This window comes from Paracoccus hibiscisoli, assembly GCF_005048265.1.
Classification (GTDB): domain Bacteria; phylum Pseudomonadota; class Alphaproteobacteria; order Rhodobacterales; family Rhodobacteraceae; genus Paracoccus; species Paracoccus hibiscisoli.
This window is the reverse complement of the sequence record NZ_SUNH01000010.1, coordinates 105,658-132,109: the sequence shown is the minus strand read 5'-3', so window position 1 is coordinate 132,109 and position 26,452 is coordinate 105,658. Positions and strand designations below refer to the sequence as shown.

Sequence of the window (26,452 nt, the reverse complement as noted above, 5' to 3'; positions counted from 1 at the left end):
GGTCCGCGCCCGCGCGCGCCTGTCAAGCGCTCAGCGCCCGCCATTCGGCGGTCAGGGCGGCGATATCGGCGGGGGCGGGCGGCCTGCGGCGGGCAAGGGCCGCGTCCGCGCGGCGGCGGGCCTCGGGCGTCATGGCGCCCGCGGCCTGGACCACCAGCTCCATCGCGGCGATGGTGCCGTTGCAATGCAGCACCAGATCACAGCCCGCCGCCAACGACGCGCGCGCCCGCTCGGCCTCGGTCCCGGACAGGGCGTTCATGGTGATGTCATCGGTCATCAGCAGCCCGTCGAACCCGATCTCCTCACGGATCAGGCCGATCAGCCGCCGCGATGCTGTCGCGGGCACCGTGTCGAAGGCCGGAAAGCGGATATGCGCGGTCATGCCCATCGGCAGGTCCGCCAGCGCGCGGAAGGGCGCGAAATCGACCGCCTCCAGCGTGGCGGGGTCGGCATCGACCGTGGGCAGGTCGTGATGGCTGTCCGATTGCGCGCGGCCATGGCCGGGCATGTGCTTGACCACCGGCAGCACGCCCGCCGCCAGCAGACCCTCCGCCGCGGCCCGGCCCAGTTCGGCCACCTGCGCGGGGTCGGTCCCCAGGCAGCGGTTGCGCAAAAACGGATGCGTCGCGTCCTGCGCGACGTCCAGCGTGGGCGCACAGTTCGAATCGATGCCGACCGCGCGCAGCTCCTGCCCGATCAGGTGGTAATAGAGCCACATGGCGCGCGGCCCCGCCGCCGCCTGATCCAGCGGCGCGGGCCAGTCGGTCCAATGGGGCGCGCGCAGGCGCTGGACGCGCCCGCCCTCCTGATCGACGGTGACGACGCAATCGCGGCCCACGGCCTCGCGCAGATCAGCGGTCAGACGGCGCAGCTGGTCGGGGCTGTCCACGTTGCGCCCGAACAGGATAAAGCCCCAGGGGTCGGCGGCGCGAAAGAACGCGGCCTCGTCCGGGGTCAGCGACAGCCCGGCGATGCCGCCCAGAATCGTGGCGTTTGGCACGGTCTCAGCCGCCAAGCGCCAGGCAATCCGTCCCCGACGATTGCAGCGCCGAGCAGAACTGCCGCGCTTCGCTGATCGAGCCAAAGCCCGCCACGCGTAGCCGCCAGAAGGTGCGCCCGTTCGACTGATGTTCCTGGATGACCGGCGCCTTGCCCGAGAACAGACTGCCGTTGCGGCCTGCCAGGCGCTGCCATTCGCCTTGGGCGATCGCGTTGCTGTCAAAGGCGCCGACCTGCACGACCGGGCCGCTGGCGCTGCTGGCGGCGGCGACCGGGGCGGGCGCGGGTGCGGGCGCCGGTTCGGGCGCGCGTTCGGCGGCGGCAGGCGCGGGTGCGGCCGCCGGGGTGGGTGCGGCGGCGGCGACGCGGGTGATGCGCGGACGAGGGGCCGGACGGGCCGAGGCCATGACGACGCCGGGATTGGCCTCGGCCTGGGCCTGGACCAGCGCCTCGGCGATGGCTGCGGCCTGGGCAGGGACGCCGTTCTCGTCGGTGACGACCTCGGTGACGGGGCCTTCGCTGGCGGGGGCGTCGATGATGGCGGCCTGGTTCACGGCCTCATCGGCCAGCGCGCGTTCGGCGGCGGCAGCGGCCTGAGCCTCGGCCAGGGCGCGGGCCTCGCTGTCGGACAGCGGCACGATCGGCTCTCCGGCAAAGGTCAGCGGGGTCTCTGACGGGTTGGCGGGTTCGCGGGCGGTGGCGCCCAAGCGGCCCATCGCCACGTCATCCTCCAGCAGATCCGTGGGCGAGGGCGCGATGGCCACCTGATCGGCGGGCGCCAGCGCCTGCCCCCCCGCGACCGAATTCACCGCCAGACCGGTATGGTTGGTCAGCTGTCCGCCCGGATTGTCGGCGGTGGTGCGGGCCTCGCCCTCGACCGCGCGGATGACGGGCACGCCCGACACGTCGCGCGACACCAGCTGCCAGCCCCAGGCCATCAGCCCGACCATCAGCCCGACCGAGGCGACCGCGCCCATGTAATGGGTGACGCGGGCCAGCCGCGCGGGCAAACCGTCGTCGCCCGTCGCGCGATCCGCGCCGGGATGACCGGCCGCCAGATGCGGCTGGCCGTTCTGATCGTAGGAGAATTCGCGCTTCACCTTGTGACGCGAGAATACGTAGCCGCCTTCGCGGAAGTCCATCACTGCCATGTTCGCCTGCCCGCCGGTTGTCCCGGATTAACCTTTGCCTGCTCTCAGCCTTCCCCGGCAGCGACGCATTCAGTCAGCGCATTTCTTCCGCCGGAGTGACGCCAAGAATAGCGAGACCGGATGAAATAACAACGCCAACCGCCCGGACCAACGCAATTTTTCCCTGACTTGTGACCGCGTCGCCATCCTGGATGAAGCGCAGCGACGTGTCGTCATTGCCGCGATTCCACAGCGAATGCAGGTCGGATGCCAGCTCATAGAGGAAGAAGGCGATGCGATGGGGCTCATGCGCGCGGGCGGCATGTTCGACCAGGCGCGGCCATTCGGCGACCTTGCGGGCCAGCTCCAGCTCGGCCGGGTGGGCCAGCACGGACAGATCGGCCCCCGCCAGGGTCGAATCATCGACCGCGATCCCGGCCTCGGCCGCGCGGCGCAGCACCGAATGCACGCGGGCGCTGGCGTATTGGACATACCAGACCGGGTTGTCCTTGGACTGCTCCAGCACGCGGGCAAAATCGAAATCCAGCGCGGCGTCGTTCTTGCGGGTCAGCATGATGAAGCGGGTCACATCGGCGCCCGCCTCCTCGACCACGTCGCGCAGGGTGACGAAGGTGCCGGCGCGCTTGGACATCTTGAACGGCTCTCCGTTCTTGAACAGCTTGACCAGCTGGATCAGCTTGACGTCCAGCGGCACGCGGCCATTGGACAGCGCCTTGACCGCCGCGTTCATCCGCTTGACATAGCCGCCGTGATCGGCGCCGAACACGTCGATCAGCTGATCGAAGCCACGGTCGATCTTGTCCCAATGATAGGCGATGTCGGGCGCGAAATAGGTCCAGGCGCCGTCCGATTTCTGGATCGGGCGGTCCACGTCGTCGCCATGCGCGCTGGAGCGGAACAAGAGCTGCTCGCGCGCCTCCCAATCCTCGGGCAGCTTGCCCTTGGGGGGCTCCAGCGTGCCGCGATAGATCAGGTCCTGCGCCTCCAGCCGGGCGATGGCGTCCTCGATCCGGCCGGTGCCGTAAAGCGCCTTTTCACTGGAATAGACGTCCATCTGCACGCCCAGAATGGCCAGATCGCCGCGGATCTGCTCCATCATCGCCTGCGTGGCAAACTCGCGGATATCCTCCAGCCAGTCGGCCTCGGGACGGTCCAGCAGGCTGTCGCCATACTTGTCCTTCAGCGCCTGCCCGACCGGGATCAGATAGTCGCCCGGATACAGCCCCTCGCGGATCTCGGGCTCCAGCCCGTTGGCCTCGCGGTACCGCTCATAGGCCGAGCGGGCCAGCACATCGACCTGCGCGCCGCCGTCGTTGACATAGTATTCGCGCGTCACCTCATGGCCGCTGAAATCCAGCAGCCGCGCCAGCGCATCGCCGAACACCGCGCCACGCACATGGCCCACATGCATCGGGCCGGTGGGATTCGCGCTGACGAATTCGACGTTGACCTTGATGCCCGCGCCCATGTCGGACCGCCCAAAGCCCGGCCCGGATCGCAGCGCGGCGGCGATCACCCCCTGCCAGACATCGGGCGACAGGCGCAGGTTCAGGAAGCCCGGCCCGGCGACCTCGGCCGCGCTGATGCGCGGGTCGGTCAGGCGGGCGGCCAGTTTGTCGGCGATGTCGCGGGGCTTCATGCCGGCGGGCTTGGCCAGCACCATCGCGGCATTGGTGGCCATGTCGCCATGCGCCGGATCGCGGGGCGGTTCGACCGTGACATTGGCCAGGTCCAGGCCCTGGGGCAGCTCTCCGGCTGCGGCCATCTGTTCCAGCGCCTCGACGACGACGCCGCGCAAATCGGTGAAAAGGTTCATCATGGGCTTCCTGATTGATCCCCGGGGGTTACCCTTTCGGGCCGGGGGAGGTCAACAGAAAGCCCCCCGCCCCGCTGTGGTGACGGCATGCGCGAATCGGAAAGATTGACGTGGCACGGCAATTGGTCTAGGCGGTTCGGGCCTGCATCCGGCAGGCATCAAGGCGGGGCGTCCGTGATTGCGTCCCAACTTTGCCGCCCTGGCGCCCTTCGGGGCGCGCGCGGCATGGAACGCACCGCGCCCCGAACGGGGACGGCTTATTGGAAAGCCCCGAATGACCAAATTCTCTGATCTGAAGCTTGACCCCAAGGTTCTGCAGGCCGTCCTGGAAGCAGGCTACGAGACGCCGACCCCGATCCAGATGGGCGCCATCCCGCCCGCGCTGGAGGGCCGCGACGTCCTTGGGATCGCGCAGACCGGAACCGGCAAGACCGCCAGCTTTACCCTGCCGATGATCACCCTGCTGGGTCGCGGCCGGGCGCGCGCGCGCATGCCGCGCAGCCTGGTGCTGTGCCCCACGCGCGAACTGGCCGCCCAGGTCGCCGAGAATTTCGACACCTATGCCAAGCACACCCGCCTGACCAAGGCGCTGCTGATCGGTGGCGTCAGCTTTGGCGAGCAGGACAAGCTGATCGACCGCGGCGTGGACGTGCTGATCGCGACCCCCGGCCGCTTGCTGGACCATGTCGAGCGCGGCAAGCTGCTGCTGACCGGCGTGCAGATCATGGTCGTGGACGAGGCCGACCGCATGCTGGACATGGGTTTCATCCCCGATATCGAGCGCATCTTCCAGCTGACGCCCTTTACCCGCCAGACACTGTTCTTCAGCGCCACCATGGCGCCCGAGATCGAGCGCATCACCAACACCTTCCTGCATTCGCCCGAACGCATCGAGGTCGCCCGCCAGGCCTCGGCCAGCGAGACGATCACGCAGCGCCTGATCCAGCTGACCCCCACCCGCCGCGACATGGCCGCCAAGCAGAAACGCGACCTGCTGCGTGCCCTGGTCGATGCCGAGGGCGATCTGCTGACCAACGCCATCGTCTTCTGCAACCGCAAGACCGACGTCGACATCCTGGCGAAGTCGCTGGCCAAGCATGGCTATGACGCCGCCCCCATCCATGGCGACCTGGACCAGAGCCAGCGGACCCGCACGCTGGAATCCTTCCGCGACGGCAAGCTGCGCCTGCTGATCGCGTCGGACGTGGCGGCGCGCGGCCTGGACATCCCGGCGGTCAGCCATGTCTTCAACTATGACCTGCCCAGCCATGCCGAAGATTACGTCCACCGCATCGGCCGCACGGGTCGCGCGGGCCGTCTTGGCACCTCGATCAGCATCGCGACGCCGTCGGACGACAAGTATCTGACCGCGATCGAGCAGCTGCTGAAGAAATCGCTGCCCCGCGTCGATGCGCCCGCAGGCTTTGCCGCCTCGGACACCCCCGCCCGCGAGGAGCGCAAGGCCGAGGACACCTCGGACGAGCGCAAGCCCACGTCGCGCAGCCGCAGCCGTCGCCGCGGCGGCAGCACCCCCGCGCCCGAGGCCGCGCCGGTCGAGGCCCCGGTGGCCGAGCAGGTCGCGGCACCCGTTGTGGCCGAGGCCCGCCCCGAGCCGAAACCTGCCCAACCCCGCCGGGAGGAGTCGCGTCGCGAGGAGTCGCGTCGCGAAGAACCCCGCCGTGAGGAGGCCCGCCGGGAGGAGCCTCGCCGTGAGGAAGGCCGCCGGGACGAGCGTCGCGGCGATCGTCGCGATGGCCGCCGCGGTCGCGATCAGGACGGTCGCGGATCGCAGGTGTTGGGCATGGGCGACCATGTGCCCCAGTTCATGCTGGTCGAACTGCGCAGCATCGGCCTGTCCGACGACGCCCCGTCCGAGGCCCGGACGCCCGTGGCCGAGGCCCCGGTTTCCGACGCCCAAGCGCCCGAGGCCGCCGAGGCGACCGCCAAGCCCGCCCGCCGCTCTCGCGGACGCGGTCGCGGCAAGGCGCAGGCCGATCAGCCCGTCGACGAGGCCCGGACCGCGCCCGTCACCGACGCAACCGAGGTTGCCGAGGCACCCGCTGCCGCAGAGACCCAGCCCGTCGAGGCTCCGGTGACCGAGGAGGCCGCGCCGGCCCCCAAGCGTCGCCGCAGCCGCAAGACCGCCGAGGCCGAGGCGCCGACCCCCGACGCCACCGAGGAGGCGGCCGCGAAGCCCAAGCGCACCCGCAGCCGCAAGGCAGCTGAGCCCACCGAGGCCCCCACCGCCGACGCCGAGGCACCCAAGCCGACGCGCCGCCGCAAGGCCGCGACCCCTGCCCCGGATGCCGAGGCCGCGCCGGCCGAGGACAAGCCCAAGCGCACCCGCCGCAAGAAGGCCGATCCCGACACCGCAGCAGCCAAGGACGCTGACGCACAGGCCTGATGCGCGCGGCACGACACCCTGCGACCTGGCTGCCCGATCTGGTCTTTGGCCTGATCGCGGCCCTGTCGCTGGCCCCGTTCGGTCTCTGGGCCGCCACGCCTCTGGCGCTGGCGGCCTTGCTGTGGCGGCTGGCGGAGGCCCCGCCCGCGACCGTCCTGTGGCGCGCGCTGGCCGCGGGCTTCGGCTGGTTCGCGCTGGCCCTGTTCTGGATTACCGAACCCTTCTTGGTCGACGTCGCCCGCCACGGCTGGATGGCGCCCTTTGCGCTGATCCTGATGGCGGCAGGCGGCGCGCTGTTCTGGGCGCTTCCGGCCTGGGCCGCGGCGCGCCTGTCACAGGGGCCCGTGGCCCGGGCGGCAGCCATCGCGGCGGCGCTGGTCCTGTCGGACTGGCTGCGCGGCTGGATCTTCACCGGCTTTCCCTGGGCGCAGATAGGCCACGGCTGGATCGACACTCCGGTGGCCCAGATCGCCGCCACGACCGGCGCCCTGGGCCTCAGCCTGCTGACGGTGACGATGGCGGCCCTGCCCGTCGCGGCACGGGCCATGGGGCGCAAAGCGACGCTGGCAGGCGGCATGGCGGCGATCCTGCTGGGGGCGGGGTGCTGGGCTGTCGGGGCCGCGCGCCTGGCCGCCCCCCTGCCCACCGATCGCGACCTGATCCTGCGCATCGTCCAGCCCGATGCGACGCAAAGCCTCAAATGGGACCCGGAATGGTCGGCGGTGTTCCTGCGCCGCCTGCTGGACCTGTCAGCCGAGCCGGGACGCCGCGACCTGGTGATCTGGCCCGAGACGGCAGTGAATTTCCTGCTGGAGGAGGCAGCCGAGGTCCTGCCCGTCCTCTCCCAGGCCGCCGACGCGCCCTTGGTGATGGGCATCCAGCGCCGGGAGGGCAGCCGGTTCTACAACAGCCTGGCCACGATCCTGCCCGGCGGCACGGTGGCCGAGGTCTATGACAAATTCCACCTGGTGCCGTTCGGCGAATACATCCCCTGGGGCGACGCGCTGGCACGGTTCGGCATCGGCGCCTTCGCCGCGCAGCAAGGCAACGGCTATTCGCCGGGACCGGGGCCGGTCGCCATGACCCTGCCGGGCATGCCCGACTTCCAGCCGCTGATCTGCTACGAGGCGATCTTTCCCCAGCATCTGCGCGCACTGGACCAGCGCCCCGGATGGCTGCTGCAGGCCACGAACGACGCCTGGTTCGGCACCCTGTCCGGCCCCTATCAGCATCTGGACCAAGCCCGCCTGCGCGCGATCGAGACCGGGCTGCCCCTGGTCCGCGCCGCCAATACCGGCGTCAGCGCGGTGATCGACGCACGCGGCCAGATCCGCGACAGCCTGCCCCTGAACACCGCCGGCAAGATCGACGCCGCCCTGCCCGGCGCGCTGCCGCCGACCCGCTGGCAGGCCTGGGGCAACGCGCCCGTGCTGGCCCTGATCCTACTGATCCTCGGCGCCTCGGTCCGGCGCCGCACTTCTTCTTCATGAAAATATCCGCGGGGGAGTCGGTGAAACCGACGGGGGCGGCAGCCCCCTCCCCGGCTTCCACACGGACGGATCAGTCGCGGATAAAGCGGCTGTCCTTGATCTGATCCCAGGCCCAGACCACCTCGGACAGGCGATCCTCGTCGGATCGGTCGCCGCCGTTCATGTCCGGGTGCAGATCCTTGACCAGCGACTTGTACTGCTTGCGGATCTCGGCGCGGGTCCAGTGGTCCTTGGCCTCAAGGATGTCCAGCGCGCGGCGTTCGGTGGGCGGCAGCTTGCGGGCGCTGGACTGCGCGCGCGATTCCGGCGCGGTGCCGTTTGCGCCCAGGATTTCCAGCGGGTCGCTGACGCCGTGACGGGCCCATTTGTCCTCGGCCGCCGCACGGCCGAAGGGCTTGGTGGGGCGTTCCCAGACCGTCGCGTTGTCGATGAACTGCTGGAACTCCTCCTCGGACTGGCCCTGGAAATAATTCCAGTTCGCGTTGTATTCGCGAACGTGCTCCTTGCAGAACCAGAAATAGTCATCAAGGTTGCGCGGATTCTTGGGGGCGCGATACTGGCCCGGCTCGTCACAGCCTTCGCGTTCGCAGATGCGGGTCGAGGTTTCGAACGCCCCCGACATGCCGCGCCGCCCCTTGGTCTTGCGCTTCTTGTCCTTGGCGGCGGAAATGTCGAAACCGAACGGGTCGTTCTTGCTCATCCTGGGGCACCTTTGCGACTCAAGGCGGGCAGTTTAGGCTATCTGGCGGCACATGAAACCCCTTGACGAAAAGGATATGCGGATGATCGCGGACCAGATGACCGAACGGCTTGCCACCCTGCAGCCCACGGCCCTGCAGGTGCTGGACGAAAGCGAGGATCATCGCGGCCATTCCGGCTTTCGTGACGGCGGCGAAAGCCATTTCCGCATCGTGATGGCCAGCCCGGCCTTTGCCGGCCTGTCGCGCCTGCAGCGGCATCGGCTGGTCCATGCGACCCTGGGCGACATCGTGCCGCGCATCCATGCGCTGGCACTGGAGCTGTCGGAAAGCCCGGCCCGTTAGCGCCGTCAGGCTTGCCGCCCCCTGCCCCGCCCCCTAGAAAGCCCCAACCCACAGAGACAAAGGGATGAGGGACATGACCGCGCCGAAGGATTTCAACGACCGAATGCTGTCCCTGGGCCTCGCCCGCGTCAGCGAGGCGGCGGCCCATGCCTCGGCCCGGCTGATCGGGCGCGGCGACGAGAAGGCCGCCGACCAGGCGGCCGTGAACGCCATGCGTGACCAGCTGAACATGCTGGACATCAAGGGCGTCGTCGTCATCGGCGAGGGAGAGCGCGACGAGGCCCCCATGCTGTTCATCGGCGAAGAGGTCGGCACCGGCGACGGCCCGGCCGTGGACATCGCGCTGGACCCGCTGGAGGGGACCACGCTGACCGCCAAGGACATGCCCAACGCGCTGACCGTGATCGCCATGGCGCCGCGCGGCACGCTGCTGCATGCGCCCGACGTCTATATGGACAAGCTGGCCGTGGGGCCGGGCTATCCGGTCGACGTGGTCAGCCTGGACATGCCCCCGGCCGAGCGCGTGCGTGCCCTGGCCGCAGCCCGCGGCTGCGAGGCCAGCGACATCACCGTCTGCATCCTGGAGCGTCCGCGCCACGAGGAGATGATCGCCGAGGTCCGCCAGACCGGCGCCGCCATCCGCCTGATCACCGATGGCGACGTGGCCGGCGTGATCCATTGCGCCGAGGCCGAGCTGACCGGCATCGACATGTATATGGGCTCGGGCGGCGCGCCCGAGGGCGTTCTGGCTGCGGCGGCGCTGAAATGCATGGGCGGGCAGATGTGGGGTCGGCTGCTGTTCCGCAACGACGACGAAAAGGGGCGCGCGCGCAAGGCGGGGATCACCGATCTGGACCGCATCTATGCGCGCGACGATCTGGTCACCGATGATGTCATCTTTGCGGCGACGGGCGTCACCGACGGGTCGATCGTGGCGGGCGTCAAGCGCGAGCCGGGATACCTGACCACCGAGACCATCCTGATGCGGTCCAAGACCGGGTCGGTGCGGCGGATGATCTATCGCAACCCGGTCAAGTGAGATAGAGCGCACAGGGGGGCGCTGCCCCCCGTCCCGTCCCGGGACTCCCCCCGGGATATTTGAGTGAAGAAGAAGCATGACGGCGTTTCTGGGCATCGACAGCTCTCTGAGCGGGCGGCGGTGGGTCGGTCCCTTGACCGATCTGGAGCGGCGGGCCGAGGGGTTGGCGCAGCAGGCGGCGCTGCCGTTGGCGGTGGCGCGGGTGCTGGCCGAACGCGGCGTGCCGCCCGAGGAGGCGCCGGGGTTCCTGGCGCCCAAGCTGCGCGATCTGCTGCCCGATCCGCTGGTGCTGCGCGACATGCAGGTCGCGGCGGCGCGGCTGGTCGAGGCGGCCGTGGCGGGGCAGCGCATCGCCGTCTTTGCCGATTACGATGTGGATGGCGGGTCATCCGCGGCGCTGCTGATCGACTGGCTGCATCAGCAGGGGCGTCAGGCGACGCTGTATATTCCCGACCGCATCGACGAGGGCTATGGCCCCAACGTCCCCGCCATGACCACGCTGGCGGCGGCGCATGATCTGATCATCTGCGTCGATTGCGGGACGCTGTCGCATGAGGCGCTGGCGGCCGCCGAGGGCTGCGACGTGATCGTGCTGGATCACCATCTGGGCGGCGAGACCCTGCCCCCCGCGCTGGCGGTGGTGAACCCGAACCGCATGGATGAGGATGGCACCTTGGGCCATCTGTGTGCGGCGGGGGTGGTGTTTCTGACGCTGGTCCAGGCGGGGCGGATCTTACGCGAACGCGGGCTGGTGCAGCCGGACCTGATGGCGATGCTGGATCTGGTGGCGCTGGCGACGGTGGCGGATGTCGCGCCGCTGGTGGGCGTGAACCGCGCCTTTGTCCGGCAGGGCTTGGCCGTCATGGCGCGGCGTCAGCGGGCGGGGCTGGTCGCGCTGTCCGATATCGCGCGGCTGGACGGGGCGCCGAGCGCGTTTCATCTGGGGTTCCTGCTGGGCCCGCGCATCAATGCTGGCGGGCGCGTGGGGCGGGCCGATCTGGGCGCGCTGTGCCTGTCGGCCCGCGATCCGCAGCGCGCCCTGCAGCTGGCGCAGCAGTTGGACGAGTTGAACCGCGACCGCCGCGCCATCGAGGCCGCCGTGCGCGAAGAGGCGCTGGCCCAGGTCGAGGCACGGGGCGACGTGCGCCTGTCCTGGGCTGCGGGCGCGGGCTGGCACCCGGGCGTGGTCGGCATCGTCGCCGCCCGCGTCAAGGAGGCGACCGACCTGCCCTCGGTCGTCATCGGCGTCGATCACGGCATCGGCAAGGGCAGCGCGCGGTCGGTCCCCGGCGTCGATCTGGGCCGCGCGATCCAGCGGCTGGCCGCCGAGGGCCTGCTGCTGAAGGGCGGCGGGCATACCATGGCCGCGGGCCTGACCGTGGAGGAGGCGATGATCCCCGCCGCGATGGAGCGTCTGGCCGATCTGATCGCCCGCGATCTGGCCGGGCGCACCGGGTCGGGCGACCTGCGCATCTCGGGCCTGCTGGAGCCGTCGGGTGCCACGCCCGCCATGTACCGGATGCTGGAGGATGCCGGGCCCTTCGGTCAGGCCGCACCCGCGCCGCGTTTCGCCTTTGCCGACCAGCTGATCGACAGCGCCGCCACCATGGGCGACCGCCACCTGCGCCTGCAGTTCCGCAGCCCCGGCAGCCCGCCGCTGGAGGCCGTGGCCTGGGGCGCGATGGACGGCCCGCTTGGCCCCGGCCTGATCGGCGCCAAGGGCCGGCGGTTCCATCTGGCCGGCAAGCTGGAGCTGTCGACCTGGGGCGGGCGCGAACGCCTGCGCCTGCGGCTGGACGATGCGGCGCCCGCGACCGGCAACCTTTGACGCCTCACGGGGTTCTGGTCACGACCGGACGCGGCCGCTAACCTTGCCGCGACAGCGAAGGAGACGCGCATGAAACTGACCTGGCTTGGCCATTCCGGCTTTCGTCTGGAGATCGAACAGGCGGTGATCCTGATCGACCCGTGGTTCACCGGGAACCCGGTCTTTCCGCAGGACGCGCGCGATCAGGCGACCCAAGGCGCGACCCATATCCTGATCACCCACGGCCATGGCGACCATACCGGTGACACGCTGGCCTTGGCCAAGGCGCTCAAGGTGCCCGTCGTGGGCATCTATGACCTGATCAGCCATTGGGAAAAGACCGACCAGATCGAGGGCACGGGGTTCAACAAGGGCGGCACCGTCGATCTGGGCGGGGCGCGCGTGACGATGGTGAATGCCAGCCATTCGAGTTCGATCGCCGGGCCGGACGGGCCGATCTATGCGGGCCACGAATCGGGCTACATGATCGCCGGAGAGGGGCACGTGATCTATGTCTCGGGCGACACGGACATCATGGCCGACATGGAGTGGATGGGCGATCTGCACAAGCCCGACATCGGCATCCTGTGCGCGGGCGGGCATTTCACCATGGACATGGCGCGGGCGGCCTATGCCGCGAAACGCTATTTCGACTTCAAGACCGTGATCCCCTGCCATTACAGGACCTTTCCCGCGCTGGAGCAGTCCGCCCAGGTGCTGATCGACGCGCTGCCCGATGTCAGGGTCATCGAACCCGAGGTCATGAAGGCGATCACGCTGTGAGTTTCCAGAGCTTTGACGACCCGGCGGGCGGCGGCGATCATGCCGCGCGCCTGTCCAACCTGCGCGCTCTGATGCGGGACCGCGATCTGGCCGCCGTGATCGTGCCCCGCGCCGATGTCCATCAGGGCGAATACGTGGCCGATGCCGATGCGCGCCTGGCCTGGCTGACGGGGTTCACCGGCAGCGCGGGCTTTGCCATCGCGACCCTTGATCAGGCGGGCGTTTTTGTCGACGGGCGCTACCGGGTGCAGGTCCGCGACCAGCTGGATTTGGGGCATTTTACCCCCGTCAACTGGCCGGAGACGCGGCCGTCAGACTGGCTGCGCCAGGCCCTGCCGCAGGGCGGGCGCGTCGGCTTTGACCCCTGGCTGCACACCCGCCGCGAGATCGATGGGATGGAGGCCGCCCTTCAGGGCAGCGACATCGCCCTGATCGCGCTGGACGCGAACCCCGTCGATGCCATCTGGCCCGACCGACCCGCCGCTCCCGTGGGCCGCGTGCGCATCCACCCCGATGCCCTGGCCGGAGAGACCGCGCCCCAGAAACGCCTGCGCCTGGCCGCCGAGCTGCGCGCCCAGGGTCAGGCGGCCGCCCTGCTGACCCTGCCCGATTCGATTTCGTGGCTGCTGAACATCCGGGGCAGCGACCTGCCCAAGAACCCGGTGGTTCAGGCATTTGCCGTGCTGTCCGACAGCGGTCATCTGGCGCTGTTCGCCGATGCGGCCAAGTTCGATGACGCGGTCCGGGCGCATCTGGGCGATCAGGTGACGATCCTGCCGCATGACGCGCTGGCCTCGGCGCTGACCGATCTGGAAGGCCCCGTCCGCATCGACCCCGCCACCGCCCCCGAGGCCGCGTTCCGCATCCTGGAGGGGGCCGGCACCGACATCGCCCGCGACCCCGATCCCGCGATCCTGCCCAAGGCCCGAAAGACCGCGGCCGAGCTGGCTGGCATGCGCGCCGCCCATCACCGCGACGGGGTGGCGATGGTCCGGCTGCTCTCCTGGCTGGACCGGCAGCAGCCCTCCACCCTGACCGAGATCGACGTGGTCCGCCGCCTGGAGGATCTGCGCCGCGAGGCGGGCATCCTGGACATCAGCTTCGACACGATCATGGGGGCGGGCCCGAACGGCGCCATCGTCCATTACCGCGTGACCAAGGCGACCAACCGCCGCTTGGCGGCAGGCGACGTGCTGCTGATCGATTCGGGCGGCCAATACGCCGATGGCACCACCGACATCACCCGGACCATCGCCCTGGGCGATCCGCTGGAGGAGGCCGTGGCCCCCTTCACCGCTGTGCTGCGCGGCATGATCGCGCTCAGCCGCGCGCGCTTTCCCAAGGGCGTGACGGGCGGGCATCTGGACGCGCTGGCGCGCCAGTTCCTGTGGTCACAGGGGCTGGACTATGACCACGGCACCGGCCACGGCGTGGGCGCCGCGCTCTGCGTGCACGAAGGGCCCGCGCGGATCAGCCGCGTCAGCGACATCCCGCTGGAACCCGGCATGATCCTCTCGAACGAGCCGGGCTATTACCGCGAGGGCCGCTTCGGCATCCGGATCGAGAACCTGATCGCCGTCCGCGAGGCCGAGGCCGAACCGGGCCGCACGATGCTGGGCTTTGACACGCTGACCCTGTGCCCCATCGACCGTCGGCTGATCGACCGCGGGGCACTGTCCGGCGACGATGCGGCATGGCTGGACGCCTATCACGCCCGCGTCCGCGATGCGCTCTCGCCCGATCTGCAGGGCGACGATCTGGACTGGCTGCGGCGGGCCACCGAACCGCTCGGCCAGGGGTGACGCCCGGGGGGTGCGGGGGGCGGGCAGCCCCCCGCCCTGCCGCGGGACGCAATCGTTACAACAGCGCCAGAATGCGCGCCGCCTCGTCCTTGCAAGGCGTCAGGGCGGCCCGGTCCTCGCCCGGATAGAACCGCGCGCGCACGGCGGTCGGCATGGGCGCGGGCGCGTCGATCAGCACGCGCGGGCCGGTCTGCACCGTCTCGGCCTGCCAGCTCTGCGCCAGCGCGATCTGCGCGGCCTTGGTCGCGCCATAGGCGCCAAAGAACTTCTGCCCGCCCCGTGCATCGTCAAGGAACAGCGCCGTTCCCTGGCGCTGGCGCAGCAGCGGCTCCAGCAGGGCGATCAGCCCGCGCGTCACCTCGAGATTGGTCAGCACGGACTTGGTCCAGTCGCGGCCCTCGATATGGGGCGCGGGCGCCATCGGCGCCGCATGGATCGCGCAATGCGCCCACAGGTCCAGCCCCCCCCACCGGCCCGTGATGGCCTGCACCATCTGCTTCATCGCCTCGGGCTCGGTCACGTCCATCGGCGCCAGCGTCGCCTGGCCGCCGGCCGCGCGGATGCGGTCGTCCAGCTCCTCCAGCGCGCCCACGGTCCGGGCGACCGCCAGCACGTGATAGCCCCGCGCCGCCAGCCCCTCGGCCAGCGCCGCACCCAAGCCCCGAGAGGCCCCCGTCACCAGCGCCAGCCGGGCTGCGCCTGTCTGTTCGATCTCGCTCATGTCCGGTCCCATGCCACCGCGCGCCCCCCCGCGCAACCATGAAAAAGGGGCCCCCGAAGGGACCCCGATGCCTGACCTGTCAGGACGCTCAGCGCGCCTTGAGGTCCACGTAATCGCGGCGGTCGCTGCCGACATACAGCTGGCGCGGACGGCCGATCTTGTTCTGCGGATCGCCGATCATCTCTTTCCACTGCGCGATCCAGCCCACCGTGCGCGACAGCGCAAAGATCGGCGTGAACATCGAGGTGGGGAAGCCCATCGCCTCCAGGATGATGCCCGAATAGAAATCGACGTTGGGATACAGCTTCTTCTCGATGAAGTACTCGTCCTCCAGCGCGATCTTCTCCAGCTCCTTGGCGACCTGCAGGACCGGGTTGTCGCCGATGCCCAGCAGCTCCAGGACCTCGTCGGCCGATTCCTTCATGACCGTCGCGCGCGGGTCGAAGTTCTTGTAGACCCGGTGGCCGAACCCCATCAGCTTGAACGGGTCGGACTTGTCCTTGGCCCGCGCGATGAATTCGGGAATGCGGTCCACGGTGCCGATCTCGCGCAGCATCTCCAGGCAGGCCTGGTTCGCACCGCCATGGGCAGGCCCCCACAGGCAGGCGATGCCCGCCGCGATGCAGGCGAAGGGATTCGCGCCCGACGATCCCGCCAGACGCACGGTCGACGTGGACGCGTTCTGTTCGTGATCAGCGTGCAGGGTAAAGATGCGGTCCATGGCGCGCGCCAGGGCCGGGTTCACCTCATATTTCTCGGCCGGAACCGAGAAGCACATGTTCAGAAAGTTCGACGCGTAATCCAGGTCGTTCTGCGGATAGACGAAGGGCTGGCCAATCGAATATTTATAGGCCATTGCCGCGATCGTCGGCAGCTTGGCGATCAGGCGGATCGCCGCGACTTCGCGCTGCCATTCGTCGTTCACATCGGTCGAATCGTGATAGAAGGCCGACATGGCCCCCACGACGCCAACCATTGTCGCCATCGGATGCGCGTCGCGGCGGAACCCACGGAAGAAGTTGTGCATCTGCTCATGCACCATCGTGTGGCGCGTGACGCGGGCACTGAAATCTTCCATCTGCGCGGGCGACGGCAGCTCGCCGTAGAGCAGCAGATAGCAGACCTCCAGATAGCAGGATTTCTCGGCCAGCTGCTCGATCGGGTAACCGCGATACCACAGCTCTCCCTTGTCGCCGTCGATGAAGGTGATCGTCGAATCGCAGCTGGCGGTCGAGGTGAAGCCCGGGTCATAGGTGAACACGTCCGCCTGGCCATACAGCTTGCGAATGTCCAGGACATCCGGCCCCTTGGTCGGCGACAGGATCGGCAGGTCGTAATCCTGCCCGTTCAGATGCAGTTTAGCGGTCTTGTCGGCCATGCAAAGGCGTCCTTCCGGCTAAGGCCGGGCGGTCCGCCGCGTAAACCCGTCAGACAGCCCTGGCATGTGAGGGCAGGCTTCAGCCTGCCAAATCGGTCTGGTCCTGCAGCCGGGCCAGCGTTTCCTCGCGGCCAAGCGCAGTCATCATGTCGAACACACTGGGGGTTGCGCTGGTCCCGGCCAGGGCGGCGCGCAAAGGCCCCGCGATCTTGCCCAGTCCGACGCCGTTCTGTTCCGCGACCGCCTTGGCCGCCCCCTCCAGATCGTCTCGGCTCCAGCTAGCATTCTGCACTGCGGCAGTCAATGATTTCAGCATACCACGGGATACCGTATCCAGCGCCTTGGCCGCCTTCTCCTCGATGGCGACGGGCCGCTCGATCATCGCGAACCGCGCCTGATCCAGCAACGCCGGCAGCGTTTTTGCCTTTTCCTTCAAGGCCCCCATCGCGCCCAGGATGCGCTGACGTTGCGTCGCGGTCAGCGGGGGGGCGCCCGTCTCGCGCAGATAGTCCTCCAGCGCGGCCAGCACCTGATCGTCGGGCATTTGACCGATATGGTGCCCGCTGACATGCTCCAGCTTCTTGAAGTCCAGCCGCGCGGGCGCGCGCCCGATCCCCTCCAGCCCGAACCACGCGCGGGCCTGCGCATCATCGAACAGCTCGTCATCGCCATGGCTCCAGCCAAGCCGCGTCAGGTAATTGCGCATCGCCGCCGGCGGATAGCCAAGCGCCGCGAATTCGTGCAGGCCGACCGCGCCGTGACGCTTGGACAGCTTCTTGCCGTCCTCGCCGTGGATCAGCGGGATATGGGCATAGGTCGGGCGCGGCCAACCCATCGCGTCGATGATCTGGATCTGGCGCGCCGTGTTGGTCAGGTGGTCATCGCCGCGGATCACATGGGTCACGCCCATATCGTGATCATCCACCACCACCGCCAGCATATAGGTGGGCGTGCCGTCGCTGCGCAGCAGCACCATGTCGTCCAGCTGGTCGTTGGCCACGCGCACCGCGCCCTGCACCTGATCGTCGATCACCGTCTCGCCCGTCCGCGGGGCCTTCAGGCGGATCGCATAGGGCGCGTCGGGCAGGTCAGTCGCATCGCGCCACGGGCTGAGGAAGGGCTGGCGCGGGTTCTCCTCGCGCCAGGCCGCGATCTCGTCGGTGGTCGAGAAACACTTGTAGGCCGTGCCGCCCTCCAGCATCTGGCGCGCGACCTCGGCATGGCGGTCCTTGCGGGCGAACTGGCTGACCGGTTCGCCGTCCCAGTCCAGCCCCAGCCAGGTCAGACCCTTGAGGATCGCTTCGGTCGCCTCGGGGGTGGACCGGGCGCGGTCGGTATCCTCGATCCGCAGCAGGAACTTGCCGCCCCGGCCCCGCGCGAACAGCCAGTTGAACAGCGCCGTCCGCGCGCCCCCGACATGCAGATAGCCAGTGGGCGACGGGGCAAAGCGGGTAACGATCTGGGTCATGGCGGCCTTTGGCGGGTTCGGGATGCGGCCCGGCGTTAACGCTTTGGTAAGCATCCCCGTGCCATCTTGCGGCCAAGTGATAGTCACCGGGTCGCGAAAGGACAAGGATGTTGCCCCAATCGGGCGCGGTGGCAGGCAGCCTGCCCCGCGCCGCCCCCCGCGTCCATGTGGCACCGCGCCCACCCGCAGCCCTGCGCGCGGGCCTGTTCCTGTGGGTGCCCGTCTGCCTGTCCGCGGGGATCGGCCTGTGGTTCCTGCGCCCCGGCCTGTTCTCGCCCGCGGAATGGGGGGCGCTGGCCTGCCTGCTGGTCTGCGCGGGAACCGTCGCGCGCATGGCCCCGCATTGGGCCGAACGGGGCCGCCTGACCTGGCCCCAGGCCGATGCGCTGCATCTGGGGGCGATGGCGCTGTGCTTTGTGGCGCTTGGCACAGGATTGGTGGCATTCCGCGCCGCCCATGTCGCGGCCCCAGTGCTGGAGTGGCGCTATTACGGCCCGGTCGAGGGGCGGGTGATCCAGATCGACCGCTCCGGGCGCGACCGGATGCGGCTGACGCTGGACCGGGTGGTGCTGCACGACCTGTCGCCCGAACGCACCCCTGCCAAGGTCCGCCTGTCGCTGATGGACGACCATGCCTTGCCGCCCCTGGGCCAGCGGGTGATGCTGACCGGGCATCTGGGTCCGCCATCGGCGCCGTCATCACCGGGCAGCTTTGATTTCCGCATGTTCGCCTGGTTCGACAGCCTGGGCGCGGTCGGCTATACGCGCACGCCCATCCTGGCCGTCACCCCGCCCGAGGGCGGGCTGTGGTGGGCGCACCGGGCGCGCATGGTGATCAGCGCCGCGATCCAGGACCGCATCGGCGGGCAGGCAGGCGCGGTGGCCGCAGCACTGATGACCGGCGATCGCTCAGGCATCGCCGAGGAGACGAACGACGTGATGCGCGCCTCGAACCTGTACCACATCATCTCGATCTCGGGGCTGCACATGGGGATGCTGGCGGCCTTCGTCTATGGCGCCGCGCGGCTTGTGCTGGTGGCTGTGCAGGGGGCGGGCATCGGGCTGGCGCGGCCCATGCACAAATGGGCCGCGGGCATCGCCCTGGCGGCGGCGGCGGCCTATCTGTGGCTGTCCGGCGGCGGCGTCGCGACCGAGCGGTCGTTCATCATGGTGGCCGTCATGCTGGGTGCAATCATCGCCGACCGACGCGCCATTTCCCTGCGGACCGTCGCGCTGGCCGCAACCATCGTGCTTATCTATTCCCCCGAGGCGCTGGTCAGCGCCGGCTTCCAGATGAGCTTTGCCGCCACCATCGCGCTGATCCTGGTCTATGGCCCCTGGGCCCGCATCGCGCCGCGCGTGCCGTGGTGGATCCGGCCGGTGGCGATGCTGGTCGTCTCGTCGATGGTGGCGGCGCTTGCGACATCGCCCATCGCGGCGGCGCATTTCAACCGGATGGCGCAATACGGGCTGCTGGCGAACCTGCTGGCGGTGCCGGTCATGGGCACGCTGGTGATGCCCGCGGGCGTGATCGGTGCCGTGCTGGCCCTGGTCGGGCTCGAGGCGCCGGCCCTGTGGGTCATGGGCGTCGGCACCGAATGGATGCTGTGGGTCGCGCGCTTTGTCTCCGGCCTGGGCGGCGCCGTCACCGGTGTCGCCAAACCGCCAGCGCCGGTGGTTCCGCTGATGGGCTTCGGCGCGGTCCTGTGCATCCTGTGCTGGCGGCCACCGTCCCGGCGCGGATGGCTGACACGGGCCGGGCTGGGCTTGGGCGTCGTGCTGTTGGCGGCCTCGGCGGTGCTGTGGATGACCGCGCGCCGTCCGCTGCTGCTGATCGCGTCTGAGGGCGAGGCCGCAGGCCTGATGACCTCCGCGGGACGCGCGATCTCAAAGCCCTCCGGCGGGGCCTTCGTCGTCTCGACCTGGCTGCAGGAGGATGGCGACATGGGCGACCAGGAACAGGCCGCCGCGCGCCCGGCCTGGACCGGCGATGCACGCGACCGGCAGGCGCCCCTGCCCCATGGCTGGCAGGTCTGGCACCTGACCGGCAAGGGGTCGGGCGCCCGCGCCGCCACGGCCTGCCGCCCCAACCGGATCGTGGTGGCCTCCGAACCCGTCGACATCGACGGCACCCCGCCCTGCCTGCTCCTGGACCCGAAACGCCTGCGACGCAGCGGCGCCGTCGCCATCCACATGACCGCCGACGGCCCCCGGATCACCCCTGGCGCGACGATGCGGCTGTCGCGATAGCACCGCCCCCGGCCCGAACCGGCCCTGCGGCACACGGTCCGCCGGACAAGTTTTTTACGACCCGGCACACCGACTGCCCCGCACGCGACCCGGGCCGGGGTCGTCGTCACCCCCGCGTCAGCCGCGCGACCAGACGCCGGGCCATCGGCGCCACGACCAGCACCGCCGGAAAGGCCACCGCCCAGCTGGACAGCCAATTCCCCAGCCACAGCCCCGCCACCCCGTCGGCCATACCGACCGCCCGCACCGTGGCGATCCCCGACACCAGCGAGGACATCAGCCCGGACAGAAAGAACCCGAACAGGATCGGGGCATAGCGGGCGGGAATCATCGGCCATCCCTTTCGACAGGCAGCCCCCGGCACCACGCCGGAGGCCGCAGGCAACTCTTACGCAAGCTCGGCAAAGACCTTGCCCAGGGCCTTGTCCAGCTTCTCGAACATCTCGTCCATCTGCGCGGGCGTCATGATGAAGGGCGGGCACAGCACGATCGACTGCCCCAAGGGCCGACAGATCAGGCCCATGTCGGTGCAGGTGTTCGCGATCCGCTCGCTGACCGACAGATGCCCCTCGAAAGGCGTCTTGGTCGCCTTGTCGCGCACCGCCTCCAGCGCCCACATGAAGCCCACACCGCGATATTCGCCGATATTCGGGTTCTGCGCCAATTGCCGCAGCCCGTCCTCGAACCGCGGGGCCAGGTCGATGACGTTCTGCGCCAGCCCCTCGTTCATCACCACGTCGATGGCCTTCAGCGCGATCGCGCAGCCGACCGGATGCCCCGACGCGGTGAAACCGTGCGGAAACTCCTCGATCTTGTCGATGGCGGCCTGCAGGCGGTCGGTCAGTTCCGGCCCCAGGATCACCGCGCCCATCGGGAACAGCCCCGCCGTCAGGTTCTTGGAGCTGATGATCGCGTCCGGCACGAAATCATAGGTGACGGACCCCCAGGTATTCCCCGTCCGCCCGAACCCGGTGATGACCTCATCCGCGATCATCGGGATGCCGTGCTTTTTCAGCACCGGCAGGATCGCCTGGAAATACCCTTCGGACGGCGGAATGACCCCGCCCGCGCCCTGCACGGGTTCCGCAAAGAACCCCGCGATGGTGTCGGCCCCCTCGCGCTGGATGGTTTCGTCCAGCTCACGCGCCAGACGGGCGGTGAACTGCTGCTCGGTCTCGCCCTCATGACCAAAGCGCCAGTAATGCGGGCAGGTCAGGTGGATAAAGCCCGGCAGCGGCAGGCCGAACACCTCGTTATAGGGCTTGCCCGTCATGCTGGCCGACACCACCGTCACCCCGTGATAGGCATTCCAGCGCGTCAGGATCTTGCGTTTCTGCGGGTTGCCTTCGGACGCGTGCATGAACCACAGCATCTTGACCATGGTGTCGTTCGCCTCGGAGCCCGAGTTCGTATAGAACACCTTGCCCCGCGAGAACGGCGACACCTCGACCAGCTTTTCGGACAGCATCACCGTCTGGTCGGACATCCGCCCGAAGAACGCGTGATAGCCCGGAAACCGGTCGTACTGATCCTTGGCGGCCTGGGCCAGGCCCTTGTGATCGAACCCCGCGACCATGTTCCACAGGCCCGAATTGGCGTCCAGATAGCGGTTGCCGTTCACGTCGACGACATAGGGCCCCTCGCCATGGGTCAGGACGACGGCGCCGCGCTTGTGCACGCTTGGCAGGTCGGTGAAGCCATAAAGCGAATATTCGTCGGCGCGCGATTCCCAGCTTTGCGGGATGGTCATGGTCAGGCTCCTTACCGATTTGGGATCAGGCTATCCGGGCGGCGGGGCGCGTTCAATGGGGCGGCTTGTGCAGATCGTGCAACCGGGGCACAGTTCGCGCGAACCGCCGGAGGAGCCTTGATGAGACACCTGCTGTTGGCCGCCGCCACCACCCTGGCCTGCGCCGCGCCCGCCCTGTCCGAAAACCGTATCGATCTGATCCGCCCCGACGCGCCCGCGCTGGCCACGCGCGGCACGCACCCGGTCGGGGTGCGCGCGCAGGACTTCACCGATGCCGACCGCATCGACGTGATCGCGGCCGCCCAGGGCGGCACGCCCACCACTGATCGCACCCTGCGGACCGAGATCTGGTATCCCGCCGCCGAAGGGACCGAACCCGGCACCACCTATGACACGATCCTGCGCGACGGGGTGACGCCCACCACCCTGACCGGCAGCGCCGCCCGCGACGCGGCCCCCGCGCAGGGGTCGTTCCCGCTGGTGATCCTGTCGCACGGCTATCCCGGCAACCGCTATCTGATGAGCCACCTGGCCGAAAACCTGGCCTCCAAGGGCTATGTGGTGGTCGCCGCCGACCACCCCGAAAGCACCTATGACGACCAGCAGGCCTTTGCCTCGACGCTGGTGAACCGGGCGGTGGACCAGCGCTTCCTGCTGGACAGCATGGCCGCGCTGGAGGGCGATCTGGGCGCCGCGACCGATGCCGATCATGCGGCGGTCGTGGGCTATTCGATGGGCGGCTATGGCGCGCTGATCTTTGGCGGTGCGGGCCTGTCGCGCACCGCGCTGGAGCGGACCGAGCCTGCCGGCTTTGCCCCGCCCGCGGGCCTGCTGGACCGCCTGGCCGCGGGCGGTGAGGATCACGCATCGCTGGTCGATCCCCGCGTCAAGGCGGTGGTGGCCATCGCGCCCTGGGGGCGACAGCATGAGTTCTGGGACGCGGGCGGGCTGAACGACCTGACCAAGCCGCTGCTGCTGGTCTCGGGCAGCGATGACGACGTGTCGGTCTATGATGCGATCCGGCAGATCTATGACCAGACGACGGCCACGACGCGCCATCTGCTGACCTTCGATCACGCCAACCACAATGCCGCAGCCCCCATCCCCGCGCCCGCCGAGGCCTGGGCCATGTCGGAATCCCTGGGCCGCGCGCCCTTTGACCATTATGCCGATCCGGTCTGGGACAGCGTGCGGATGAACAACATCCTGCAGCATTTCACGACCGCCTTTCTGGACATCCACCTGAAGGGCGACAGCGGCAAGGCGGACTATCTGAACCTGATCCCCGATGCGGGCGACGGGGTCTGGTCGCTGGACGATGACGGCACGCCGGACGCGGCCCATACCTATTGGCTGGGCTTTCCCGACCGCAGCGCCAAGGGCCTGATGTTCGAGACGAAGCCCTCCGGCCAATGACTTAGGGGCGGCGCAGGCCGATCTGGTCCAGCGCCGCCTCCAGCGCCGTCAGCGGGCGGCGTGCGCCCACCAGCGCGTCGAACCGCGCCCGCAGCGCGGTCTTTTCTGCGCCCTTGCAATCGTTCCAAGGCCGCCCCTGCAGCGCCATGTGCAGGACGTAATAGCCGATGAAATGCGGCCGCTCCCCGGCATCCATCAGGGCGCAATAGGCCGCATCCGCCCCTATCGCCCTGAGCGCCGCCGCATCGGGCACGCCCGCCGCGATCAGCGCCCGCGCCGTGGCGGGGCCGATGTTGCGGATCTGGGTCAGGTCGCTCTCCATCCCGTGCCTTTCCAAAAGCCTGCATTTCCTGTATCGCTGCGCGACCTTCAGGAACAGGCATGACATGACCGCCCATAACCCGGCCGCGAAAAAACTGTTCATCAAGACCTATGGTTGCCAGATGAACGTCTATGACAGCCAGCGCATGGCCGAGGCGATGGGCGCCGAGGGCTATGTCCTGACCGAGGATCAGGCGGATGCCGACATGGTCCTGCTGAACACCTGCCACATCCGCGAGAAGGCGGCCGAAAAGCTGTACAGCGACCTGGGCCGCCTGAAGCCGCTGAAGGCCGCGCGCCCCGATCTGAAGATCGGCGTCGCAGGCTGCGTGGCCCAGGCCGAGGGGGCCGAGATCATCCGCCGGATGCCTCTGGTCGATCTGGTCGTGGGGCCGCAGACCTATCACCGCCTGCCCGCCATGGTGCGCGGCGAGGCGCCCGCCATCGACACCGACTTTCCCGAAGAAGACAAGTTCGACCACCTGCCCGCCCCCCGCGCCACCCGGCGCGCGCCGGCCGCGTTTCTGACCGTGCAGGAGGGTTGCGACAAGTTCTGCGCCTTTTGCGTGGTGCCCTATACACGGGGCGCCGAGGTCAGCCGCCCCGCGGAACGTATCCTGGCCGAGGCCCGCGATCTGGCGGAGCGCGGCGTGCGCGAGATCACGCTCCTGGGCCAGAACGTCAACGGCTGGCACGGGGGGCCGGGGGGCTTTGGCGCCCTGATCCGGTCCTTGGGCGAGATCGCGGGGCTGGAGCGGATTCGTTACACGACCAGCCACCCCAACGACATGGCCGACGATCTGATCGAAGCCCATCGCGACGTGCCGCAGCTGATGCCCTATCTGCACCTGCCGGTGCAGTCGGGCAGCGACCGCGTCCTCAAGGCGATGAACCGCAAGCACACGTCAGACCAGTATCTGCGCCTGATCGACCGCATCCGCGCGGCACGGCCCGACATCGTGCTGACCAGCGATTTCATCGTAGGCTTTCCCGGAGAGACGGATGAGGATCACACCGACACCCTGCGCCTGATCGAACGGGTGGGATACGGCATGGCCTACAGCTTCAAGTATTCACCCCGCCCCGGCACCCCGGCCTTTGACCGCCCCGAGGTGGACGCCGCCGTGGCCGACGCCCGCCTGCAGGAGCTGCAGGCCCTGCTGACCCGCCAGCAGCACGCCGTCCAGGAGGGCATGATCGGCCGCACCGTCACCGTGCTGTTCGAGAAAGCCGGGCGCGAGGCCGGGCAGATGATCGGCAAGTCCGACTATCTGCATTCGGTCTTTGTGGACACCGATCAGGTGCAGGTGGGCGATCTGCGCGCCGTGCGCATCATCGGCAGCCAGCGCAATTCGCTGCATGGCGAACTGATCGCCGGATAAAAACCCGGCCCCCGACCGGAACGCACATTCTGTCGGGGGCCGGTCCTCCATGCGGTCGCGCCGCCCTGGAAGATCGTGTCGCAGCCAGGCTGCGAATCAGCTGCCGGCCCCCCAGGAACGCGCGAACAGGACGGGGGGCCGGGCTTTTCCGCAGCGGGTAGGGCCGCTGCGGAAACCGGTCGGGCAGAGGCTATTCGCCGCCGCCCAGATTGTGGACATAGACGGCCAGGGACCGGATCTCGGCCTCGGACAGGCGGTCGGACCAGGCGGGCATGACGCCATAGGGCCCCTGGGCGATGATGCGGGTCAGCGTCTCGGGCGAACTGCCATACAGCCAGACCTGATCGTTCAGCGCGGGCGCGCCCTGGCCGCGGTCGCCGCTGCCGTCATCCATGTGGCAGGCCGCGCAATTTTCGGCATAGACCGCCGCCCCCAGGGCCGCACGCCCCGCATCATGGGGCAGGCCCGACAGGGACAGGACGTGGTCGGTGACTTCGGTGATCTGCTGGGGCGCCAACAGACCGTCCGTGCCGAAACGCGGCATCTCGGAATAGCGGGTATCGGTGTCCTTGGGGTCGCGGATGCCGTGGCGCAGGGTCAGGTGGATATCCTCCAGCGTGCCGCCCCACAGCCAGTCGTCGTCCAGCAGGTTTGGATAGCCCGGCCCGCCTGCCGCCCCCGCGCCATGGCATTGCGCGCACCAGGTCCGGTACAGCGCGGCCCCCGCGTTCGTGGCATAGCCCACCAGCTGCGGATCGGCGGGAATGGCCTCCAGATCGGCCGCGACCAGGGCCTGCTGGACCGGCGCGTTCGCGGCGGCAAAGCGGTCGATCTCGGTCGCGACGGCGCTGCGGGTGTTGTACCCCAACAGCCCCTGCGTCGCCTGCGACACCAGCGGGATCGCCGGATAGGCGACCATATAGCCGAAGGCCCACACGATCGTCGCATAGAACGTCCACAGCCACCAGCGGGGCATGGGGTTGTCGTATTCAGTGATGCCGTCCCATTCATGCCCGGTCGACGGCGGCTCCTGCACCGCGGCACCGGGGCGGGTCCGACGGCGATAGGCGGGCGCGGCCGGGGCGTCGGGTTCAGCGCGCGGCGGGATGTCGCCCGCGATCTTGGCGGCATGTTCGGCATCGGCGGACTGGCGTTCCAGGGCGATGCGGTTGTCGGCCTCGTCCGCCGGCCGGTCGGTCTTGTCGGACATCAGCGGGTCTCCTTGTCGTCAGGGGCCTGGTCGGGGTCTTGGTCTGGGTCGGGCTCGGCGGGCCGGGTCTCGTGGCGAAAGATGCTCTCGGCGGCGTCGCGATGGATGCGCCTGCCGCCGGGGCGAAAGACGAAGACGACCATCCCCACAAAGACCAGCGTCAGCGCCAGAAGGGCCCAGCTGTCGGCCAGCGTGCGAAGAAAACTGTAGGTTTCCATGCCAT

21 protein-coding genes and 1 pseudogene are annotated in these 26,452 nt (G+C 69.2%); 10 read left to right on the top strand and 12 right to left on the bottom strand.

The window, feature by feature from the left end; all coding sequences use genetic code 11:
• Positions 1-22: 22 nt before the first annotated feature.
• The 3 genes from nagZ to argS all read right to left on the bottom strand — a co-directional run bounded on the left by nagZ (position 23) and on the right by argS (position 3,966).
• Positions 23-1,000: a beta-N-acetylhexosaminidase gene (gene nagZ, locus FA740_RS08485; RefSeq protein ID WP_136856375.1), complete on the bottom strand. Its 978-nt coding sequence runs from the start codon at positions 998-1,000 to the stop codon at positions 23-25.
• Positions 1,001-1,004: 4 nt separating this feature from the next.
• Complete coding sequence (locus FA740_RS08480; RefSeq protein ID WP_136856337.1) at positions 1,005-2,150, bottom strand: SPOR domain-containing protein; 1,146 nt, start codon at positions 2,148-2,150, stop codon at positions 1,005-1,007.
• 73 nt (positions 2,151-2,223) lie between these two features.
• The gene (gene argS / locus FA740_RS08475; RefSeq protein WP_136856336.1) at positions 2,224-3,966 is read right to left on the bottom strand and encodes an arginine--tRNA ligase; all 1,743 of its coding nucleotides are present in this window, start codon (positions 3,964-3,966) and stop codon (positions 2,224-2,226) included.
• Between the two features lie 274 nt (positions 3,967-4,240).
• Between argS and FA740_RS08470 the strand changes: the two are divergent.
• Positions 4,241-5,866: pseudogene (locus FA740_RS08470) on the top strand (DEAD/DEAH box helicase); the annotation flags it as partial.
• Between the two features lie 503 nt (positions 5,867-6,369).
• Complete coding sequence (gene lnt / locus FA740_RS08465) at positions 6,370-7,860, top strand: apolipoprotein N-acyltransferase (protein ID WP_136856334.1); 1,491 nt, start codon at positions 6,370-6,372, stop codon at positions 7,858-7,860.
• Positions 7,861-7,930: 70 nt separating this feature from the next.
• Here the strand turns inward: lnt and FA740_RS08460 are convergent, their stop codons facing one another.
• On the bottom strand, positions 7,931-8,560 hold the full coding sequence (locus FA740_RS08460; protein ID WP_136856333.1) for a J domain-containing protein: 630 nt from the start codon (positions 8,558-8,560) through the stop codon (positions 7,931-7,933).
• An 82-nt stretch (positions 8,561-8,642) separates the two neighbouring features.
• Between FA740_RS08460 and FA740_RS08455 the strand changes: the two genes are divergently transcribed.
• From FA740_RS08455 to FA740_RS08435, 5 genes are all read left to right on the top strand, one after another.
• Positions 8,643-8,903: a BolA family protein gene (locus tag FA740_RS08455; RefSeq protein WP_136856332.1), complete on the top strand. Its 261-nt coding sequence runs from the start codon at positions 8,643-8,645 to the stop codon at positions 8,901-8,903.
• Between the two features lie 73 nt (positions 8,904-8,976).
• Positions 8,977-9,942 carry a class II fructose-bisphosphatase gene (glpX, locus tag FA740_RS08450; RefSeq protein WP_136856331.1) on the top strand — a complete coding sequence of 322 codons (966 nt, stop codon included), beginning with the start codon at positions 8,977-8,979 and terminating at the stop codon, positions 9,940-9,942.
• A gap of 76 nt (positions 9,943-10,018) precedes the next feature.
• Positions 10,019-11,770, top strand: a complete 1,752-nt coding sequence (gene recJ / locus FA740_RS08445) for a single-stranded-DNA-specific exonuclease RecJ (RefSeq protein WP_136856330.1) — start codon at positions 10,019-10,021, stop codon at positions 11,768-11,770.
• A gap of 69 nt (positions 11,771-11,839) precedes the next feature.
• On the top strand, positions 11,840-12,532 hold the full coding sequence (locus FA740_RS08440; RefSeq protein WP_136856329.1) for a metal-dependent hydrolase: 693 nt from the start codon (positions 11,840-11,842) through the stop codon (positions 12,530-12,532).
• Positions 12,529-14,334 carry an aminopeptidase P family protein gene (locus FA740_RS08435; protein ID WP_246053531.1) on the top strand — a complete coding sequence of 602 codons (1,806 nt, stop codon included), beginning with the start codon at positions 12,529-12,531 and terminating at the stop codon, positions 14,332-14,334. Before FA740_RS08440 ends, FA740_RS08435 begins: the two co-directional genes overlap by 4 nt.
• 55 nt (positions 14,335-14,389) lie before the next feature.
• Here the strand turns inward: FA740_RS08435 and FA740_RS08430 are convergent, their stop codons facing one another.
• The 3 genes from FA740_RS08430 to gltX form a co-directional block, all read right to left on the bottom strand.
• Positions 14,390-15,055, bottom strand: a complete 666-nt coding sequence (locus FA740_RS08430; protein WP_136856328.1) for an SDR family NAD(P)-dependent oxidoreductase — start codon at positions 15,053-15,055, stop codon at positions 14,390-14,392.
• A gap of 88 nt (positions 15,056-15,143) precedes the next feature.
• Positions 15,144-16,433, bottom strand: a complete 1,290-nt coding sequence (locus tag FA740_RS08425) for a citrate synthase (RefSeq protein ID WP_136856327.1) — start codon at positions 16,431-16,433, stop codon at positions 15,144-15,146.
• A 79-nt stretch (positions 16,434-16,512) separates the two neighbouring features.
• Positions 16,513-17,901: a glutamate--tRNA ligase gene (gene gltX / locus FA740_RS08420; RefSeq protein ID WP_136856326.1), complete on the bottom strand. Its 1,389-nt coding sequence runs from the start codon at positions 17,899-17,901 to the stop codon at positions 16,513-16,515.
• 107 nt (positions 17,902-18,008) lie between these two features.
• Between gltX and FA740_RS08415 the strand changes: the two genes are divergently transcribed.
• Positions 18,009-20,150 (top strand): ComEC/Rec2 family competence protein, encoded by a 2,142-nt coding sequence (locus tag FA740_RS08415; protein WP_136856325.1) that lies wholly within the window; start codon positions 18,009-18,011, stop codon positions 20,148-20,150.
• A 106-nt stretch (positions 20,151-20,256) separates the two neighbouring features.
• Here FA740_RS08415 and FA740_RS08410 read toward each other — a convergent pair whose 3' ends face one another.
• Positions 20,257-20,481: a DUF2798 domain-containing protein gene (locus tag FA740_RS08410; protein WP_136856324.1), complete on the bottom strand. Its 225-nt coding sequence runs from the start codon at positions 20,479-20,481 to the stop codon at positions 20,257-20,259.
• Positions 20,482-20,538: 57 nt separating this feature from the next.
• A complete protein-coding gene (locus FA740_RS08405) occupies positions 20,539-21,900 on the bottom strand; it encodes an aminotransferase (RefSeq protein WP_136856323.1) in 1,362 nt (453 codons plus the stop codon).
• Between the two features lie 120 nt (positions 21,901-22,020).
• On the opposite strand from FA740_RS08405, the gene FA740_RS08400 reads away from it, so the two are divergent.
• Positions 22,021-23,316: an alpha/beta hydrolase family protein gene (locus FA740_RS08400; protein ID WP_136856322.1), complete on the top strand. Its 1,296-nt coding sequence runs from the start codon at positions 22,021-22,023 to the stop codon at positions 23,314-23,316.
• Position 23,317: 1 nt separating this feature from the next.
• Here the strand turns inward: FA740_RS08400 and FA740_RS08395 are convergent, their stop codons facing one another.
• Positions 23,318-23,638, bottom strand: coding sequence for a TfoX/Sxy family protein (locus FA740_RS08395; RefSeq protein ID WP_136856321.1), 321 nt, complete (start codon positions 23,636-23,638; stop codon positions 23,318-23,320).
• 64 nt (positions 23,639-23,702) lie between these two features.
• Here FA740_RS08395 and miaB point away from each other — a divergent pair, with 64 nt between their 5' ends.
• Positions 23,703-25,019, top strand: coding sequence for a tRNA (N6-isopentenyl adenosine(37)-C2)-methylthiotransferase MiaB (miaB, locus tag FA740_RS08390; protein WP_136856320.1), 1,317 nt, complete (start codon positions 23,703-23,705; stop codon positions 25,017-25,019).
• Between the two features lie 190 nt (positions 25,020-25,209).
• Here the strand turns inward: miaB and ccoP are convergent, their stop codons facing one another.
• The gene (gene ccoP / locus FA740_RS08385) at positions 25,210-26,229 is read right to left on the bottom strand and encodes a cytochrome-c oxidase, cbb3-type subunit III (RefSeq protein ID WP_136856319.1); all 1,020 of its coding nucleotides are present in this window, start codon (positions 26,227-26,229) and stop codon (positions 25,210-25,212) included.
• A complete protein-coding gene (locus FA740_RS08380) occupies positions 26,229-26,447 on the bottom strand; it encodes a cbb3-type cytochrome c oxidase subunit 3 (protein ID WP_136856318.1) in 219 nt (72 codons plus the stop codon). Before FA740_RS08380 ends, ccoP begins: the two co-directional genes overlap by 1 nt.
• Positions 26,448-26,452: the final 5 nt, after the last annotated feature.